Raw genomic sequence first — 18,406 nt, 5'->3', positions numbered from 1 at the left:
GTCCGGGAGGTAGGGTCGGGCTGTGGAAGATACGCCCGGTTCAGGCCCGTGCGCTGACCTCCTGCACCTGCCATCAACGCGGGAGAGGGGTCAAGGGTTCTCGGAGCGCGGGCCGCATACGACGGAATCCGTCCCGGGCTGTGTCATAAACCGCACAGTCTGGTGCGAATTTTCCTCATTTACGATCAGCTCAGGACGAGCGCGCCGGAATGCTTGGCCTTGTCTTCAGGTTCGACATGGATGTGGATGGAGGCACGGCCGAGTTCGGAGCGGATGGCGGCCTCGATCTGGTCGCAGATCTCATGGGCGTCATGAACCGTCAGCGCGCTCGGGACCACGAGGTGGAATTCCACGAAGGACAGCGCGCCCACCTTGCGGATGCGCAGGTCATGGGCTTCGAGGGCACCGGTGGCGCTCTCGGAGATGACGGCCTTGACTGCGTCCATCTGCTCCGGCGAGGGGGCTTCGTCCATCAGGCCGGACAGGGAGTGCTTCATCATGGAGAAGCCCGCGCGCATAACGTTGATCGCGACCAGTGCGGACAGCACGGCGTCGAGACGGTCCCATTTGAGCAACGGGATCAGCGAGACACCGATCACGAGCGCCACTGTGGCCCAGACGTCCGAGACGACGTGCTCGCCTGCCGCCTGAAGCGCCTGCGACGACTGCTTGCGCCCCACCGTGATCAGAATGCGGCCCCAGGCCAGATTGACCAGCCCGGCCAGCGCATTGAGCGCCACGCCATAGAAGGGCGCATTGACCGGCTCGGGATGGCGCCAGTCATGGATGGCGATGACCAGAATGCCGATGGCCGTAAGGACGACCAGAACGCCTTCGATAACGGCGGAAAGATATTCCGCCTTGCCGTGACCGTAGGGATGGTTGTCATCGGCGGGCAGGGCCGCGACGGACATGGCCCAGAGCATGCCGACGGCTGCGACGACATTCAGGATGGTCTCGATGGCATCTGAAAGCAGGGCTTCCGACCCTGAGACCAGATAGGCGGCATATTTGATGGCCAGCACCACCACACTCAACGCGATGGAGCCGCGGGCGACCTTGATGCGGGTGGATGTCATGACAGGTCCTCAGCAGCAGGGCTGGTGCGTGTCGCAGACCGAGGGCTGTGTTTCAAGCTGAAAAGTGGGATGGGCGATGTCAAAACGCGTCCGGACGAGGTCTGCTGCGCGTGCGATGACCAGATCCGTGCTGACGGGTTTCGTCGGATCGCAGACGAGATGGACGGTCAGCGCGGTCTCGGTCGTGCTCATGGCCCAGATGTGCAGATGATGCAGTCCGGACACGCCATCGAGCGACAGAAGGGCACTCTGCACGGCGTCAGGATCGATCCCCGCCGGCACCGCATCAAGCGCCAGATCCAGCGAGCTCCGCAGCAGAGACCATGTCCCGATCACGATGGAAACCGACACGATCAGGCTCATGATCGGATCGATGATCGTGTAGCCCGTGAACGAGATCAGCAGCCCGGCGATGACGACCGAAAATGCCATGACCGCATCGGCCGCCATGTGCAGGAAGGCACCCCGGATGTTGAGATCGCTGGACGCGCCTTTCATGAAGAGCAGGGCCGTCACGGCGTTGACGGCGATCCCAACCAGCGCGACCCAACTGATGATCTCGCCCTGCACGTTCTGGTGGGAAAACAGGCGCAGGACGGATTCCCAGACGATGCCGCCGGTCACGAGCAGCAGGATCATGGCGTTTGCGAGCGCGGAAAGGATCGTTGAGCGACGCAGGCCATAGGTGAAGCGGACGCTGGACGGACGTGTCGCCAGAACCTGCGCCAGCCAGGCCCCGGCGAGGCCGAGCACGTCGGACAGGTTGTGTCCGGCATCGGCCAGCAGGGAGACCGAGTGCGCCCAGACGCCCCACAGGGCCTCACCCGCCACATAGGCCGTGTTCAGGGTAATGCCGATGGCGAAGGCCATGCCGAAGCTGGCGGGGGCATGAACGTGATGGTGCCCGAATCCGAACCCATGACTGTGCCCGTCGCAATGATCGTGGTCATGGTCGCCATGATCGTGATCCGCATGGTCATGCGCGTGATGCTCATGGGGAACGGACGCATCATGATGATCGTGATCGCAGGCGCAGTCGTGATGGGGATCTGAGGTCATGGAGGCCAGTGCTGTGAGAATTGAAGCACGACCTTACTGCATGTCGCCCGACCATCCCATATCTATTGCCGAACCGTGCATGGCATGGTGTCGTGACTGATATGAACGGCAACGCTCCTGATGCGTCAGGAGCGTGAACACGAAGAAGGATAAAGAGACGATGGCTGAAAAGCGTATTCTCATGATCGCAGGTGATTTCGTGGAGGACTACGAAATCATGGTGCCGTTCCAGATGCTGCTTCTGGTCGGGCACAAGGTGGATGTGGTGTCACCGGGCAAGAAAGCCGGGGAACAGGTCGCCACGGCCATTCATGACTTCGAGGGCCATCAGACCTACACCGAAAAGCGCGGCCATAATTTCACGCTGAATGCGACCTATGCGGGCGTGACGGCCGATGCCTATGGCGCGCTGGTCATTCCGGGCGGACGTGCGCCAGAACAGCTCAGCACCGACGAGAGCGTGCTGGATCTGGTTCGGGCTTTTGTCGAGAGCGGCAAGCCGGTGGCGGCCGTGTGCCACGGCCCGCAGCTTCTGGCGGCCGCAGGTGTCATCAAGGGTAAGAAGATTTCGGCCTATCCGGCCTGTCGTGCAGAAGTGCTGCTCGCCGGTGCCGAGTACCAGTCCGTTCCGATGGATGGGGCGGTGACGGACGGGCAGTTCGTGACGGGCCCGGCATGGCCTGCGCATCCGGCCTGGATCGGGCAGTTCCTCAAGGTGCTGGGCACGCAGATCACGCCGTAAGGGATTTGCGCCCGGCGTTCACAACACTGTGGCGAAACGCGGCCTGAAATCGTAGAGAGGAAGCATGACGACTTCCTCTCCTTCTCCCGACCCTCAGTCCAAGCGACGCACCGGCAGTTTCGGCCGTGCGGAAGGCTTTATGGAGCGTGCATTCTTTGCCACGCGCTGGATCGCCGCGCCGCTCTATTTCGGCCTGACGGTCGGGCTGCTGCTGGTGGCGTTCAAGTTCTTCCAGCAGCTTATCGGGCTGGTGCTGAAGGCGACGGGTCTGGATTTTGACGACGTGTTCGTTGGCGTGCTGGACCTGATTGATCTGGTCCTGCTGGCCAATCTGTTGCTGATTGTCATGTTCTCGGGCTACGAAAACTTCGTCTCGCGCCTCGATATCCGCACGCATGAAGATTATCCGAGCTGGATCGGCCATGTCACGTTCGGGGACATCAAGATCAAGCTGATGGCCTCGATCGTGGCGATGTCCGCGATCCATGTGCTGGCGGACTTCATCCGGGTAGACGAGACCTCGACGCGCGCTCTGGAATGGAGCGTGGGCATTCATCTCGCCTTCGTCGTCTCCGGTGTGCTGATGGCCATCATGGACCGGATCATGGAAGGCTCGCCCGACACGCATCACGCTGATCCAGCCCCGCCCGTCTCCAAAGCAGCAGACACGTCAGGGGACGGACACCACTGATGATTCGTATTACCGAACTGCGCCTGCCGCTGGGTCATCCTGCGGAGGCGCTGCGCGAAGCCGTGCGTGCACGTCTGAACATTGCTTCTGAAGACCTGAAAAGCCTGAGCGTGGCGCGTCGCGGGTATGATGCCCGCAAGCGCGGCCATATCGTGATGGTCTATAATGTGGATTGTGATGTTGCGGATGAGGATGCGGTTCTCGCGGCTCATGCGCAGGACCAGCATATGCGTCCGACACCGGACACGACCTATCATCTGCCTGAAGCGACGCTGCTGGAGGGGATGTCACGCCCTGTTGTGATCGGGGCCGGACCCTGCGGGATCATGGCGGCGCTCACGTTGGCGCAGGCTGGTCTGAAACCCATCATCATCGAGCGCGGCAAGGACGTGAAAGCGCGGACGGTCGATACGTTTGCCCTGTGGCGCAAATCCGTCCTGACGCCTGAGAGCAATGTGCAGTTCGGCGAAGGCGGGGCCGGGACCTTCTCGGATGGGAAGCTCTATTCCGGCGTGTCGGACTCCCGGCATCTGGGACGACATGTTCTGGAAGAGTTTGTGCGGGCCGGGGCTCCGGAAGAAATCCTGACCATCTCCAAGCCGCATATCGGGACGTTCCGTCTGGTCACGATGGTCATGTTTATCCGGGCCGAAATCGAGCGTCTTGGGGGCGAGTACCGCTTTGAGACCCGCGTTGAGGGTTTTGAGATGGAAGGCGAGGGTACAGAGCGCCGTCTAAGCGGCCTGCGCCTATCCAATGGTGAAACGCTGCCAGCAGAACGTGTCATTCTGGCCGTCGGGCACTCGGCGCGCGATACGTTTGAAATGCTGCGTGAAGCGCAGGTGGAAATGGACGCCAAGCCGTTCTCCATCGGCGTACGGATCGAGCATCCGCAATCGGTGATCGATGTGGCCCGTTTCGGGGCCAGCGCCGGGCACGAGATGCTGGGGGCGGCGGACTACAAGCTCGTTCATCACGCGTCGAATGGCCGGGCGGTCTATTCGTTCTGCATGTGCCCGGGAGGGCAGGTCGTGGCGGCCACATCCGAGGAAGGGCAGGTCGTCACCAACGGAATGAGCCAGTATTCGCGCGCCGAGCGCAATGCCAATAGTGGCATCGTTGTTGAGGTGAAGCCTGAACTGGATTTCCCGGACGACGTATTGGGGGGCATGGCTTTTCAGCGGATATGGGAAAAAGCGGCATTCGTCGCTGGGGGCAGCAACTATAATGCACCGGCCCAGCGGGTTGGGGATTTCTTGGCAGGGCGTCCGTCTACATCGCTGGGTGAGGTCGTGCCGTCCTATCAGCCGGGTGTGACGCCGACGGATCTGACGCAGTGTCTGCCGGCTTTCGTAACGGATGCCATCCGCGAGGCCCTGCCGCAGTTCGAACGCAAGCTGCGTGGGTTCTCCATGGAAGACGCGGTCATGACGGGTGTGGAGACGCGGACGTCGTCTCCCATCCGTCTGCGCCGGGACCGTGACGGCCAGAGCCCGACGCTGCGTGGCCTGTTCCCGGCGGGTGAGGGCGCAGGATATGCGGGGGGCATCCTCTCCGCCGGGATCGATGGCATCCGGGCGGCGGAGTGGCTGGCGGCCTCTCTTTAAGAGGCCGTCTCGTCACCTTCCATATGCTCGCCCGGAAGTTCTTTCGGACGGATGAGGGCAATGGCACCCGTCACCAGACTGGTGCCCAGAACGAAAATCTCGGCAGACAGCGGCAGGGTCAGGATGGTCGGGCCGAACATGGGCACGAGCTTCTGCGCCATGCCCTGTCCGATGGAGCCCAAGGCATAGCCCAGTCCCATGCCGAAGCTTCGGGTGTCGGACGGGAAGCGCTGTGCCAGATAATGCGGGACAAGTGCGAAAATCCCTGAGGCCGCAGCGCCCATGACGAAGGCCGCGGCCAGAAGCATGTTCCAGCCGGGCGCGCTCAGGAACGGCCATATCGTCAGCATCACGACGACCAGCGCGCTCAGCATCACGCGGACTTCCCCGAAACGCTCCGCCAGCCAGCCGCAGAAAACCTTCCCGCCAAACGATCCGAGGCAGTAGAGCGTGACGGGCCAGAAGACCGCCTGCTGCGTCAGATGGTGGCTGCCGCGCAGGATCGTCGGGTAGTAGGTGTAGATCGCGGCCTTCTGGAATTCGAGAAAGCTCATGAAGGCGATGGCCTGAAAGGCCGCGCCCGTCAGGCGGAATTTCGGACGCAGCTGTGGCGGCACATGTTCCTTCTGTCCCTGCGCCAGACGCGATTCGCGATTGCGAAGCCAGACGGGGCTCTCAGGCACGCCGATCCGGATGAACAGGGCGAGAGCCGCGGGTGCGAGGCCGATGAAGAACAGCACGCGCCATCCATAATGCGGCAGGATCAGCGCCTGCACCCCAGCCGCGACAAAATAGCCGACTTCATAGCCCGACATCATGAGTGCGGAGGCCATGGGGCGTGTCCAGGCGGGCACGCTTTCCATCAGAAGAGCGGCCGAAGCGGTCCATTCACCGCCAAAGCCGATTCCGAACATGAACTGCACGGCCATGAGCACATAAAAGTGATGGGAGAGGCCGGTTAGCGCGGAAAAGACCGCAAACCACACCACGCCGAGCATGAAAGCAGGCTTGCGGCCATAGCGGTCAGCAAGCCATCCCCAGCCGGTATTGCCGACTGCGCGTCCGATGGACTGCCCCATCAGCACAGCCCCCAGATCAGCGATCGTGCATCCGAAATCGTGAGCGATGTCGGGGAGGGTGAACATAAGGGTCGTCTGGTCAAAGGCGTCCAGAAACCAACCCAGAAAAGACGCAAAAGTGACCTGCCAGTAGGGCAGGAGGGCATGTAGCGAGCCTTTGGAAGAGGAAGGTACGGCGGAGCGGGTCGTGGCATCCGTCATGCAGAATGGTCCTGTCCCGGCAGCGGAGAGAACCCGCGCCGAAGGGGTGTCACAGGCCCGGAAGAACGTCCGGACGGGAAACCGTAACAGCTTTGTCCGGATTGATCGAACGAAGAGTTTGGAGTGGTCAGACCGGTGTGGAGGACTGGATAGGCGGTACGGGTATGCAAGGGTGTTTCATGTTCAAATCGCACGACAAACCCCCGCGGCATTAAGGAAAAATTAGGCTGTTGAGCGGCATTGTCCCGGACATGAAGAACGGAGGTGTCCGCATTGGATGATCTAGGACAGGGAGCGACTTCGGTGCCGGCAGCCCCTCAGGACCTGCATGCCGGCCGGACAGTCATGGCAGATGGACTGTCCGAACTGCCAACAGGCAAAACCGGCCATGCCTTACCCATGACTGCGTCCAGCGCAGGAATGTTTGCCACGACGTTGCGAAGCCGAAGGGCGCGCCAGAAAAGTGCGCTTCCCCCTTTGCGATGGCTGCCGCGTTTCGTGGTTGGGCGCAGCGGAACGGACAAGGTGATCGGGGCGCAGGTGGATATGAGCCAGCTCTGGCTCTCAGTTCCACGGCGGACACTGCGCAAGAGCCGGCGCAAAAGTCTTGGCCAGCAGCAGCGGGAGTTTGATTCGGATCTGCTGGGAAACGCTTGCTCGCAGGCTGCGACGTGGCCAGACGGCATGCGTCTCATGGTTTCCCTGGAAGATGATCAGGCCCCCGACGGAGACTTCAATGGACGGCTGAATGCTGTTCTGAAGGAAAGTGGATTTCCGGTCAGTCGGCTTGATCTCGTGTTCCAGGAAAGTGGCCTGGCACAGGACGACAAGGAGACCTGTTACACGCTCTCTGCATTGCGCGATCAGGGATGTCAGATTTTTCTTGGTGGATTTGGTAGCGCTCCTTCCAGCCTGAGTCTGCTGAGAGAACGTGCTGTAGGAGGATTGCTGGATGGTGTTCAGTTTGACGCTTCCCTGCTCGCGCCTTCGGGCATGACCTGGCAACAGTCAGGAGATCCCCCGCTGCTGGATGAAAAGGCCATTGGCTTTTACAGGGCCGCTCTGGAAGCCGTGAAAGCGCTGGGTCTTAAGGTTCGCGGTGTGGGCGTGGACCTTCCCGACCTTCTTGCGTTTGTGCAAAAAGTTGGGTGTGTCGAAGCGTCAGGTACAGTTCTTGCTGCACCTGAGACGACAGCCCAGATCAGCGAACGTTTCGAGGAAACTGCGGGGCGGCCGCGTCGTCGACGCATGGCAAGAACGGCGGAGGGGCTCTGAGGAGACCTTCATAGCTATTCAAGGGGCAGGACACGGCCTGCCCCTCTCGACACAGGATACGGGCGTTCAGTTGATCTTGCACTGATAACTGAAAAGGCGTTCCGGATTTTCCCGAAGCATTGATGCAAGCATCGGGAGAACCTCAGTCAGTGCAGTTTCCACGGCTTCGGGAGATTGGCCGGTCTGGTCACAGATAAAATTCAGCCGCCTCTCTCCCATAAGATCCTCGACCTGTTCCGGTGAAAGCGGCATGGAGGGAGGATTGCGGATTTCACTGATCGTTGTGGCGAGCTGACAGTCATCCTTCATCATCTTGATGGTGACTTCCGTAAGCCCTGATCGATCCGTGCTCGCACCGCTCAGCCAGTCACCGAAACGGGTGAAAATGGATGTTGCAGCCTGGGCTTCGGTCTGGCCCTTGCCGGATACCGGGGACTTGGTTGTGAACGTGTTCTGGATGGTCATTTTCAGGCTCCCTCTGTGAGGAGAAAACGGGCCTTTGCCGGGCTGGTGGCCCTTCATCCACAACGCCGGTTCCGGACCAAAGCTGCCGGAACGTGGCAACACCTTTCTGTGTGGTTTGTCACAGGAGTTCCGGGTGTTGTCACAATTCCGATCATGGTTCGTGTCAGCTCAGTGCAGTACTTTCCACGAGAACGATTTCCGCATCTTCCAGCGCGGTAATCGTGAAGCTCTCTACGTCATGGAGCGCTGCACCGTCTCTGTGCCCGACAGTCCGTCCGTCGATTTGCACGCTGCCGGTGGCGGGGACCAGATAGGAAAACATGCTGCGATCCGTCTCATAGGTCAGTGTTTCTCCGGCCTTGAGGGTCGCTCCGAGCACCCGTCCGCGGGTTCGGATGAGCAGGGCGTTGTCTTCGGGGAAACCGGATGCGAGGGGCACGAACCGCCCATTGCGCTCATGGCGCGGGAAAGGGCGTGTACCCCAGGACGGCGTGCCTCCTGTCGCGTCCGGGATCAGCCAGATCTGAAACAGGGTTGTGGCCTCGTCATCCCGGTTGAATTCGGAATGGATGATGCCACTTCCGGCTGACATGACCTGCACATCGCCTGCTTCGGTTCGGCCGCGATTACCCAGACTGTCTTCATGCGTAATGGCACCGGTGCGGACATAGGTTATGATTTCCATGTCGCGATGCGGATGCGCGCCAAAGCCATTATGGGGGGCGATCCGGTCATCATTCCAGACGCGCAGGCGCCCCCAGTGCATGCGGTTGCGGTTGTGATAATCCGAAAAAGAGAAGTGATAACGGGCGTCGAGCCAGCCATGGTCGGCGTGACCGAGGGTCGCAAAGGGTCTGATGTCCAGCATGGAACCATGCTCCTGAGTTGATGTCTTGGCAGAGATAATGGGGTATGGAAGTTATGAAGAAAACGGAAAGGATGGAAATGTGAAGTTTCCAGAAACGGCATGACCGGGCTGCCCGATCTTGAAGGCTGGGCCGTTTTTGCGCGGGTCGCAGAAAGCGGATCCTTTGCCGCTGCCGCACGCTCTCTCGGTCTGGCGGCCCCGACTGTTTCCAAGGTTATGGGACGTCTTGAGCATCGGCTCGGGACAACGCTGTTTCAGAGAAGTGCGCGTCATCTCTCGCTGACAGCCGAAGGTACCGAATGTCTTGAGCGTGCCCGGCGGATCCTGTCAGAAGGTGAAGGGCTGGAAGCCGAGCTGCGTGAGGGGACCGCGACGCCGCGTGGTTTGATCCGGCTTGCGGCTCCAATGACATTCGGCCGGGAGATACTCGGCCCGGCTTTGCCCGGATTTCTGAAGCGTTATCCCGACATTACGCTGGAAATGGATCTGGATGACGGTGTGGTGGATCTGCTGGGCGGCCGTTTCGAGGCGGCGGTCCGGATCACGTCTGGTCTGCTGCGGCCGGCGGTGCCCGGACAGGCATTTCTGCTGTGCCGGTCTGTGACGCGGCTAGTATGTTCGGAGCAGTTTCGTCAGGGGCTGACGCATATCGATAGTCCTGAAGACCTGACGGGGCAGCCCGGGCTGCTTTATGCCAATGCATCCGTGCCGGATTTTTTTCGTCTGAAACACGAAGATGGACGTCAGACTGCTGTCAGGCTGAAGGGGCTTGTGAACGCCAATAGTGGAGATATGCTCCTGCCTGCTATTCGCGCGGGTCTGGGAATTGCACTGCTGCCCGATTTCATGCTCCGTCCGGACCTGGAGAGTGGACAGGTGGTGGAAGTGCTGCCGGGATGGACGGGGACTGATCTGTCGGTCTGGTTCATTGTCACGGGATGCGGGGCAACGCGGACGCAGATGTCGGCACGGCTGCGGGTTCTGCTGGCGTATCTGGAGAGAGTGCTTGGCGAGATCGTGTCACAGGATTACAGTGCCGCGCAGGAGAAAACGCGATGAACTATGATGCGATGTTTCAGTCCGCTCTTGACGGTCTGCATGCGGATGGCAGCTACCGTTACTTTGCGGATCTGGAGCGCCGGGCCGGAAATTTCCCCAGGGCATTCCATCATGGCCTGGGCCGTGATGTCACGGTCTGGTGCTCCAACGACTATCTCGGCATGGGGCAGCACCCCGAAGTTCTGACCGCCATGCACGCAGCACTGGACGAGACAGGTGCCGGGGCAGGTGGAACCCGCAATATTTCAGGCACCAACCACTATCATGTGGAACTGGAAAAGGAGCTCGCTTCCTTGCATGGCAAGGAAAGCGCGCTGCTTTTCAATTCCGGTTACCTGTCGAACTGGGTGACGCTTGGGACGATCGCAGGGCGTCTGCGCAACTGCGTTGTGCTCTCCGACGAGCTCAATCATGCGTCCATGATCGAGGGTATCCGTCACTCCCGCGCCGAGAAGCAGATCTTCCGTCATAATGATGTCGAGGATCTGGAGCGTCGTCTGAAGGAGCTTCCGGCGGATGTTCCGAAGATCATCGCTTTCGAGTCTGTCTATTCGATGGACGGTGATATCGCACCGATTGAAGCGTTCTGTGATCTGGCCGACAAATATGGTGCCATGACCTATCTTGATGAGGTTCATGCAGTCGGCATGTATGGGGATCATGGTGCAGGGGTGGCTGAGAAGCTGGGCCTGTCCCATCGTCTGACGGTCATCGAGGGCACGCTGGGCAAGGGGTATGGCGTTGTGGGTGGCTATATTGCTGCATCCACTGCGCTGTGCGATTTTGTCCGGTCTTTCGGTTCCGGGTTTATCTTCTCAACGGCCCTTCCGCCGATGATTGCAGCCGGCGCTCTGGCCAGCGTGCGTTATCTGCGCAACAGCAGTGCCGAGCGTGAGGGCCAGCAGCGGGCCGTGGCCTATCTGCGTCAGGCTCTGGACAAGGCCGGTCTTCCGCATGTCATGAACCCGAGCCATATCGTTCCGGTCATGGTGGGCGAGGCTGAACTGTGCCGCAGCCTGTCGGATGAACTGCTGAACCGCTTCGGTAATTACATCCAACCGATCAACTTCCCGACTGTCCCGCGTGGCACGGAGCGTCTGCGCATTACGCCGACACCTCTGCACACGAACGAGATGATCGACGAACTGGTCGAAGCTCTGGCAACGTTGTGGCAGGAGCGTCAGCTCAAGACGTCGAAATCCGTCGCTGCCTGAGCGGCCGGGAAGGTTCGACAGCGGTCTTCCCGGATTGTTTCTGGTGATCGCGCAAAAAAAAGGCAGACCTTTTCAGGGTCTGCCTTTTTTCATGTCAGCTCAATGGCTCAGGCTGCAACCTGCGCCTCAGCCTCTACGTTCTGTGAAAGGATCTGAACGCTGAGAATGCCCCCGGACGTCTTCAGTGTGCGGCCAAGTTCCAGACGCGCATTGCCGCCTGTCCAACGGGCATGGCTGCTTTCAATGCTCCACCAGCCATCGGCGTAGGGGTCTGAAAGGTGGCTGGAGAGATGGTGGGTCTGCTCTCCGCTCCAGATCGTAGCGTTGCCGACAAGAACGCCGAGTGTCCGGCGGTCGTCAACGAACGGACCGATCTGGTCAGCCGGACGGGCTGCCGGACTGAGAATGCGGACGCTCTGGCAGCCTTCGGGAAGCATGAAGACGAACTGTTCGCCACTGACCCGGATGGGGCGCAGAGCCGTACCATCTTCCAGAACAAGGTGAGTCTCGTTTGCATTGCCTGTCGACGGGCTGCTTTTTGGCTGGGCGTAGCCAAGCATTTTCGCACGCAGTGCAAGCGCAGCGAACAGCGGCTCGACATGGGACCGGTCCGTGATCAGCGGTACCGCAGCGTCCTGTTCCCAGCTCAGGGCATGAAGGCGGGCGACCTGGCTGTCCTGTATCAGGGCATCAGAGCGATGACCGACATCCATGAAGCTCTCAGACAGCGCACCGTTCGCCACCAGAACCGAATGCTGTTCAGTCTCAACATGGTAGTAATCGTATGAAGTGATGGAGTGGTCATAGGCAATCGTCATGCCGTTGACGAGCATCCGGACTGGAACGAAGCTGTTTTCGAGCATCATGCAGTGCTCGGGTGTCACCAGCAGGTCACGGCTAGGAATGCCGTCGGCCAGAGCGCCGGCGCGGATGCGGACGGGCACGGCGTCCAGATCTGCATGACCGGTGGACCCGGTTGATGCATGGGCGTGACCAACGCGCAGGATCGTCTGGATGCGCGTTGCGCCGTCTTCGCAAACCGTGACCTGATCGCCAGCCGCGAGGGTCTCGATGGCGCGTTCGCCCTCGGGCGTCAGGATCATCGTTCCGGCAAGATAGCAGATCAGCCCGTTGGAGCCGGTTGCACCGCTGACGACGCTCCAGCTTCCGTCGGCGTTCGTGACGATCTTCGGAGTTCCGGGGCCCGAGTTTGGACCAAAAGAGACTTTCGTAAGCGTAATGTTGTTGCCAGCCGGGCTGCTGACGATTGTCAGGGTATAGGTCCCGTTACCGTTATCCGTGAAAGCAGCGCTTACGGGTTTGTACTGACCGCTCTGGACCGTGATGACGGAAGCGGAATCATATCCCGTAATCGGTGTCGTGACCGTCTGCTGGTAATCCGCAAAAACAAGCTGGCTGTGGGCACCGTTTACGGCGTCGCGGCCAAACACGATCTTGCCGCCTGCCGTCGCATTATTCACGTACAGCGAAGCCCCGTTCTGCAGGACCGTCGTCAGGGATGAGCCCATCTGGAACTGCGCGTTCGCGCTTCCCAGCGTGGTTCCGTCCAGGATCAGGGTCCCAGTGCCGCTAACACTGCGGCTGTTGATCGAGATGGTCGGATTGCCGCTGATCTGCAGGGTGCCGTTGACGGACGTGTTGCCGCCAAGGTCCACGGCGTTGGACGTTGCGATGTTCATCGTCCCGCCCTGATTGACCGTCAGCTGGTTGGTTTTGAAAACCGTGGCGGTGGCATCGGAGGTCGTGGCCGTAACATTGAGGGTCGCATTGGAGCTGACCGTCAGTGTACCGATCTGCGTTGCGCTTGCCTGTGAGTCATTGATCGTGACCGCTGTCTTCCCATCGGAAGTGCCCGCCACAACGTCGTCATATCCAACGTTCTGGGGAACCGTGTTCTTGCTCCAGTTTGCCGCGGTGAACCAGTCACCGGTTGCGCCGCCAACCCAGTAGTTTGTCATTTCTTGAAATCCTGATGAGGTCAGGGGCCATTCCACCGGGGACGGGGGAGGTGTTCCACAACCTGATGTGCTGTCTCAGCTGAGAGTTAATTATTAGATAACTCTGGTGCAAGAACATTCCGGTTTTAAAAATGGAAACATCAATGACACATTATTAATCCCATTCTTTTCAATGGCTTGAAAAGATGTCTGGCACATTACTGGCGGTCTGATTCGGATCGAATCCGGATCTTTTTTGGCGAAGGCAACGCTCTGCGGTTCCAGGAAAAAGCGGGGAGCGGGTTGCCTGACAATAGTCTTCCGCCCATCATGCTGCGATGGCATCACAGGAAAAATCAGTTCCCTTCCGTAAGAATCGGAAAGTAACGAAGCTGTCCCAGAGACTGGGTGTTTCGGGGGCGGCCTGTGTTCTTGATGTCATGCTCAATGACCGTCCAGCGCTTGTCCGGGACAGTGCGGCGTTTATTGTGTTTCTAGAAAGAATTCTCAAGGCGCGTGATGTCGATGCCGCATTGGTCTGGGCGGAAATCGATGAGCGCATCCGGCTTGCAGACGAGTTGCGTGCCAGTGGCATCCGTCCCTACAAGGGGGGCCGTTTTCGCTCCACGAAGCTGCCGTGACATGCCGCCCTTGCCAGACCTGTCTCATATTACGTTAGCCGATCTGAGCCGCCTCGACATTGTCGCCCTGATGATCATGGGGCTTTCGGCATTGTGGGGGCTGACCCGCGGTTTCGCGACCGAACTGGCCGGGCTTCTGGCCTGGGTTGGCGCGATCGTCCTGACATACCGGTTCCACGGGTTGCTCGAGCCGTATCTGGAGCCCTACCTGCATCAGAGTGCGCTTGCGGGCAGTGCCAGCACGGCGATTCTGTTTGTTATCGTTCTGCTCGTATTCACCATGCTGGGTGCACGGGTTGGCGCAGCGGCCCGTGGCGTCCTGTTTGGGGGCGTGGATCGTATTCTGGGTGCCGTCTTCGGTCTGGCGCGCGGTTATGTGGCGCTGATCGTACTTTATCTGCTGGCGGGCTCTTTTTTCGGCTCCTGGATGACCTATGTGATGCAGGGAAGCCTCATCGGCCCGTACATTGCCGCTGGAGCCACTCATCTGACAGGTTATCTGCCTCATTTCCTGCAACCGCATCTTGCGTCTCCGTTCACAAGCGGCCATGAGGCGTCCTTGTGAAACCAGTCCGGAAAGGCCGCGCCGCATGACCCAGTCCGACAGTCTCAACCGCCCCTATGAAGAATGCGGGGTTTTTGGCGTCTGGGGTGTGCCTGATGCGTCCGCCCTGACGGCTCTGGGGCTGCATGCCCTGCAGCATCGTGGCCAGGAAGCCGCCGGTATCGTCAGCTTCGATGGCGAACGGTTCCACCAGCACAAGGGTCTGGGGCTGGTTGGCGACGTGTTCGGCGACAGCCGCGTTATGGCGACGCTGCCCGGCACAGTGGCCATCGGTCACAACCGCTATGCCACGACGGGCGGGACCCATGTCCGCAACGTGCAGCCGCTTTATGCCGATTACGAGTTTGGCGGCCTGGCCGTGGCGCATAACGGCAACCTGACCAACTCCGCGACGCTCAAGCAGGCGCTGGTCAAGCGTGGATGCATTTTCCATTCCTCGACGGATACGGAAGTCTTCATCCATCTGATCGCGATTTCGCTCTACACGACCGTGCTCGATCGCTTCATTGATGCCGTCAAGCAGGTGAAGGGTGCATACTCGCTCATTACGCTGACTCCGGATGACGGGCTGATCGGTATGCGGGACCCGCTGGGGGTGCGTCCGCTCGTGCTCGGCCGGATGCCGGGTTATGAGCAGGGCAATGGGGGCTGGGTTCTGGCCAGTGAGACCTGTGCGCTGGATATCATCGGGGCAGATTATGTCCGCGATATCGAACCGGGCGAAATCGTTGTCATCAATAACGACGGGCTGCGCTCGCTGCGTCCTTTCGGGGATCAGGGCGGCCGGTTCTGCGTCTTCGAATACATCTATTTTGCGCGGCCTGATTCCGTGCTCGAAGGTCAGCCGGTCTATGAGGCGCGGCGGCAGATCGGTTGCGAACTGGCGCGGGAAAGTGCGGTTGAGGCCGATGTTGTCGTGCCGGTGCCGGATTCCGGTGTGCCATCGGCGATCGGCTATGCGGCTGAGAGCGGCATTCCGTTCGAGCTTGGCATTATCCGCAACCATTATGTGGGCCGGACCTTCATTGAGCCGACGGATCAGATCCGTAATCTCGGTGTGAAAATGAAGCACTCTGCCAACAGGCCCATTCTGGCGGGCAAGCGCGTCATTCTGGTGGATGACTCGATCGTTCGTGGCACGACGTCGCGCAAGATTGTGGACATGGTGCGCGCCGCCGGGGCGACGGAGGTACATATGCGCATCACGTCGCCCCCGACGAAGCATGCCTGCTTCTATGGGATCGACACCCCGGAAGAGAGCAAGCTGATGGCGGCGACGCATACGCTTGAGGAAATGGCACAGGCAATCGGGGCGGATAGTCTGGCTTTTGTCACCTTTGATGGGCTCTATCGGGCACTGGGTCATGCCAACCGGGCCGAGGGTGCACGCCGTTACTGTGATGCCTGCTTCACTGGGGATTACCCGATCGAGCTGGTGGACAAGGAAGGGAATCTGGTCGCTTAAGGCTGGATTTTCCAACAGAACATGAAAAAGGCGCCGGACTTCAGGTCTGGCGCCTTTTTCATGTCCGTGTGTCGGGGAGGTCAGGGATATGGGTAAGGCGTCTGGGACAGGGCAGCCTCGGTGTTGGCGTCAGCTTCCGAAGGCAGGATGGAATCCAGCGGAAGGGTCATGACGGCTTCCAGTCCCGGGGTTAGGGTGGTGTAGGTCAGTGTGCCGGTGAGACTGTTGACGATGGCGTTCATCATCCGGGTTCCAAAGCCCGTTCCCTTGAGCTGGGGCGTGCATTCCCCCTGGTCCGAGACCGTCAGGACCAGACGGTCGCTGGTCTGGGTGAGGCCAACATGCAGCGGGCCTGCCTTGCCGTCATAGGCATATTTGCTGGCATTGATGACGAGTTCGGTCAGGATCAGGCCAATGTCGATGGCGCGGTCTGCCGAAATCATGATCGGGAAAAGGGAAAGGTGCAGCTGTTCGTGCCAGTCTTCGCCCAGTGACGAGCACAGCTCTTCCATCAGTTCTTCAAGATAGCGACCAAGATCCACAACCCCGAAATGCTCGTCGCGGTAGAGGCGGCGATGTACGAGGCCGATGGCGGCGATGCGGTGCTGGGCTTCCGTCAGGGCTGTCGTGGTTTCCTCATTGGAGGCGCTGCGCGCCTGAAGCTTGAGGAAGGACGCGACCATCTGCAGTGAGTTCTGCACGCGGTGATTGACTTCCCTAATCAGGAAATCCTTCTGACGCAGCAGGTTTTCGCGCTCTTCCAGAGTGGCGGCCAGCGTTGCGTTGAGTTCGCGCATCTGCTGCGTCTGATAGTCCGCGATCAGGACGCGTCGCAGGCGCCGGGCGGCCTGTCTCTGCTCGCCGGTCCAGCGCATGCTGTGTCCGCAGATGGTCTGTTCCCAGGTCTTGAAAGAAGTGCGCGGACGCAGAACGCCGTCGCCGTCCGCATCGTCCTTGTGCGGATTGCCAGCCCACTCGATGGTCTGGATGATTTCGACACGGCTCCAGACAAGGCACATCGGTGTGCGGAACGGGAGCGTGATGGCCAGGATTCCGGCCGAGCGTTCCGGCCATTCGGCTGCGGGCGGGTAGTCCTTGCCGAGCATGGCGCTGGTGAAAATCCCACCGCTCGTGCCCATTCTCAACCAGTCATGCAGCTTGTGCAGGTTTTCCGTATCGGGAAGCACGTCGGTTGCAGAAATGCTTTCGCCGCTGATGACAGCAAAGCCGTTGCAAGGAAACAGGGCCTGTAACTCGCCCATGAAACTGCGGAGATTGCTCTCGATGGGATGGCGCACGTCGAAATGGGACGTGACGAACTCCATCGCATTGCGAAGGCGCAGGCGTTCCTGATAGGTGACCAGTTCTTCCTTGTTCCGCAACTGGCGGGACATGACGCCAGCCAATGTCCGGCAGGCCGCCCGAATATCCTCGGACAGGCGGCGTGGCGTGGCATTGTGGCAGGCGATCAGCCCCCACAGGACGCCATCCACGACCAGAGAGACGGAGGCTGAGGCCCGCGTTCCCATATTGGCCATGTACTGCAGATGGATCGGCGAGACGCTTCTGAGCTGGACGTCGCTGAGATTGATCCCGGCCAGCCCGGCCTCCGCTGGGCGGATGGGGGCGGCCTCGTAAGTGATGTCCGGGATGACGCGGATGCGGTTGCGCAGGTAAAGCGCCCTGGCCTGTGCGGGGATGTCGCTGGCCGGGAAATGATGGTTCATCAGGGACGGGAACGCGTCATTGCGGCTTTCCCCGACAACGCGACCGGTGCCGTCTTCCATGAAGCGATAGACCAGAACCCGGTCAAAACCCGTAAGGCGCTGGAAGATTGCGGCGCCCTGACGGCAGACGGAGACGGTATCGGGGCAGCGCTCGAAGCGGTCCGCCGTATTGTCGATTTCGCCGAAAATATCCCAGGTGAGGAGGTTGTGTGCCTCGACCGGTTCAAGTTCGACGAGGATATGCGTGTCCTGATCGTGGCGCAGGACGCTGAAAGTTTCGCCCTTCAGCCCCGCAATCCGCAGATCGGACAGGGACGGGCGTTTCTCGTCATGCAGACGGCCCGTCGGAACGTCCAGAACGCTCGACAGGGAGCGCCCCAGCCAGTTCGGGGTCAGGCGTCCTTCAATGTCTCCAGCGCCACCAAGGATCGTCAGGGTCGTGCTGTCGGCGACCAGCAGCAGCCCGTAAGGCTGGATGGCGTCGGGGCGGTGAATGGGTTCGCGGTCACAGGATGTCGTGACGGCATGGTCCAGCGAGTAGCTCGGTTCCGAGCTGGCGGTGCGCTGGACCGTCAAACGGCGGTCCGCCTGACAGAGGGAGAGACTGTCCGCAGGGCAGACTGTCTGCAATGCACAGGTGCAGATTGAAAGGCAGCAGACATGCAAGGCTCTCTGTTTGCGGAAGCCTCCCGCAGGTGGGAAGGCCCGGTC

The 18,406-nt window shown here is 60.3% G+C and carries 16 protein-coding genes; 9 read left to right on the top strand and 7 right to left on the bottom strand.

Annotation, left to right across the window (positions count from 1 at the left end; all coding sequences use genetic code 11):
- Positions 1-185: 185 nt before the first annotated feature.
- Positions 186-1,079 (bottom strand): cation diffusion facilitator family transporter, encoded by an 894-nt coding sequence (locus tag JK202_RS07255; protein WP_211559657.1) that lies wholly within the window; start codon positions 1,077-1,079, stop codon positions 186-188.
- A 9-nt stretch (positions 1,080-1,088) separates the two neighbouring features.
- On the bottom strand, positions 1,089-2,138 hold the full coding sequence (locus JK202_RS07250) for a cation diffusion facilitator family transporter (RefSeq protein ID WP_211559656.1): 1,050 nt from the start codon (positions 2,136-2,138) through the stop codon (positions 1,089-1,091).
- Between the two features lie 160 nt (positions 2,139-2,298).
- Here JK202_RS07250 and JK202_RS07245 point away from each other — a divergent pair, with 160 nt between their 5' ends.
- From JK202_RS07245 to JK202_RS07235, 3 genes are all read left to right on the top strand, one after another.
- Positions 2,299-2,880, top strand: coding sequence for a DJ-1/PfpI family protein (locus tag JK202_RS07245; RefSeq protein WP_211559654.1), 582 nt, complete (start codon positions 2,299-2,301; stop codon positions 2,878-2,880).
- Between the two features lie 64 nt (positions 2,881-2,944).
- The gene (locus JK202_RS07240; protein WP_211559652.1) at positions 2,945-3,571 is read left to right on the top strand and encodes a TIGR00645 family protein; all 627 of its coding nucleotides are present in this window, start codon (positions 2,945-2,947) and stop codon (positions 3,569-3,571) included.
- Positions 3,571-5,178, top strand: a complete 1,608-nt coding sequence (locus tag JK202_RS07235) for an NAD(P)/FAD-dependent oxidoreductase (RefSeq protein ID WP_211559649.1) — start codon at positions 3,571-3,573, stop codon at positions 5,176-5,178. Before JK202_RS07240 ends, JK202_RS07235 begins: the two co-directional genes overlap by 1 nt.
- Here JK202_RS07235 and JK202_RS07230 read toward each other — a convergent pair.
- Entirely contained in the window at positions 5,175-6,458 is a 1,284-nt protein-coding gene (locus JK202_RS07230; RefSeq protein ID WP_211559647.1) for an MFS transporter, read from the bottom strand. The genes JK202_RS07235 and JK202_RS07230 overlap by 4 nt on opposite strands.
- Before the next feature lie 303 nt (positions 6,459-6,761).
- Here JK202_RS07230 and JK202_RS07225 point away from each other — a divergent pair, with 303 nt between their 5' ends.
- Positions 6,762-7,733, top strand: a complete 972-nt coding sequence (locus JK202_RS07225) for an EAL domain-containing protein (protein WP_211559645.1) — start codon at positions 6,762-6,764, stop codon at positions 7,731-7,733.
- A gap of 66 nt (positions 7,734-7,799) precedes the next feature.
- Here JK202_RS07225 and JK202_RS07220 read toward each other — a convergent pair whose 3' ends face one another.
- Together JK202_RS07220 and JK202_RS07215 are read right to left on the bottom strand one after the other, a co-directional pair.
- Positions 7,800-8,198, bottom strand: coding sequence for a YidB family protein (locus JK202_RS07220; protein WP_211559644.1), 399 nt, complete (start codon positions 8,196-8,198; stop codon positions 7,800-7,802).
- 163 nt (positions 8,199-8,361) lie between these two features.
- On the bottom strand, positions 8,362-9,066 hold the full coding sequence (locus tag JK202_RS07215; protein WP_211559642.1) for a pirin family protein: 705 nt from the start codon (positions 9,064-9,066) through the stop codon (positions 8,362-8,364).
- A gap of 99 nt (positions 9,067-9,165) precedes the next feature.
- On the opposite strand from JK202_RS07215, the gene JK202_RS07210 reads away from it, so the two are divergent.
- Entirely contained in the window at positions 9,166-10,125 is a 960-nt protein-coding gene (locus JK202_RS07210; RefSeq protein WP_211559640.1) for a LysR family transcriptional regulator, read from the top strand.
- Positions 10,122-11,339 carry a 5-aminolevulinate synthase gene (gene hemA, locus JK202_RS07205; protein WP_211559637.1) on the top strand — a complete coding sequence of 406 codons (1,218 nt, stop codon included), beginning with the start codon at positions 10,122-10,124 and terminating at the stop codon, positions 11,337-11,339. The genes JK202_RS07210 and hemA overlap by 4 nt, the downstream gene beginning before the upstream one ends.
- Before the next feature lie 107 nt (positions 11,340-11,446).
- Here the strand turns inward: hemA and JK202_RS07200 are convergent, their stop codons facing one another.
- Positions 11,447-13,318 carry a Hint domain-containing protein gene (locus tag JK202_RS07200; RefSeq protein ID WP_211559635.1) on the bottom strand — a complete coding sequence of 624 codons (1,872 nt, stop codon included), beginning with the start codon at positions 13,316-13,318 and terminating at the stop codon, positions 11,447-11,449.
- Between the two features lie 317 nt (positions 13,319-13,635).
- Between JK202_RS07200 and JK202_RS07195 the strand changes: the two genes are divergently transcribed.
- Genes JK202_RS07195 through purF form a run of 3 tightly spaced genes read left to right on the top strand, consistent with a single transcriptional unit; the run spans position 13,636 to position 15,968 of the window.
- The gene (locus JK202_RS07195) at positions 13,636-13,938 is read left to right on the top strand and encodes a hypothetical protein (RefSeq protein WP_211559633.1); all 303 of its coding nucleotides are present in this window, start codon (positions 13,636-13,638) and stop codon (positions 13,936-13,938) included.
- Position 13,939: 1 nt separating this feature from the next.
- Positions 13,940-14,503 carry a CvpA family protein gene (locus JK202_RS07190; RefSeq protein WP_211559631.1) on the top strand — a complete coding sequence of 188 codons (564 nt, stop codon included), beginning with the start codon at positions 13,940-13,942 and terminating at the stop codon, positions 14,501-14,503.
- 25 nt (positions 14,504-14,528) lie between these two features.
- Positions 14,529-15,968 carry an amidophosphoribosyltransferase gene (gene purF / locus JK202_RS07185; RefSeq protein WP_211559629.1) on the top strand — a complete coding sequence of 480 codons (1,440 nt, stop codon included), beginning with the start codon at positions 14,529-14,531 and terminating at the stop codon, positions 15,966-15,968.
- 80 nt (positions 15,969-16,048) lie between these two features.
- Here purF and JK202_RS07180 read toward each other — a convergent pair whose 3' ends face one another.
- On the bottom strand, positions 16,049-18,271 hold the full coding sequence (locus JK202_RS07180) for a histidine kinase dimerization/phosphoacceptor domain -containing protein (protein ID WP_211559627.1): 2,223 nt from the start codon (positions 18,269-18,271) through the stop codon (positions 16,049-16,051).
- Positions 18,272-18,406 lie beyond the last annotated feature (135 nt).

This window comes from Gluconobacter sp. Dm-62, from assembly GCF_018256155.1.
In the GTDB taxonomy this organism is placed as follows: domain Bacteria; phylum Pseudomonadota; class Alphaproteobacteria; order Acetobacterales; family Acetobacteraceae; genus Gluconobacter.
Note: the sequence above shows the minus strand (reverse complement) of the source record. Positions and strands in the feature narration are given on the sequence as shown.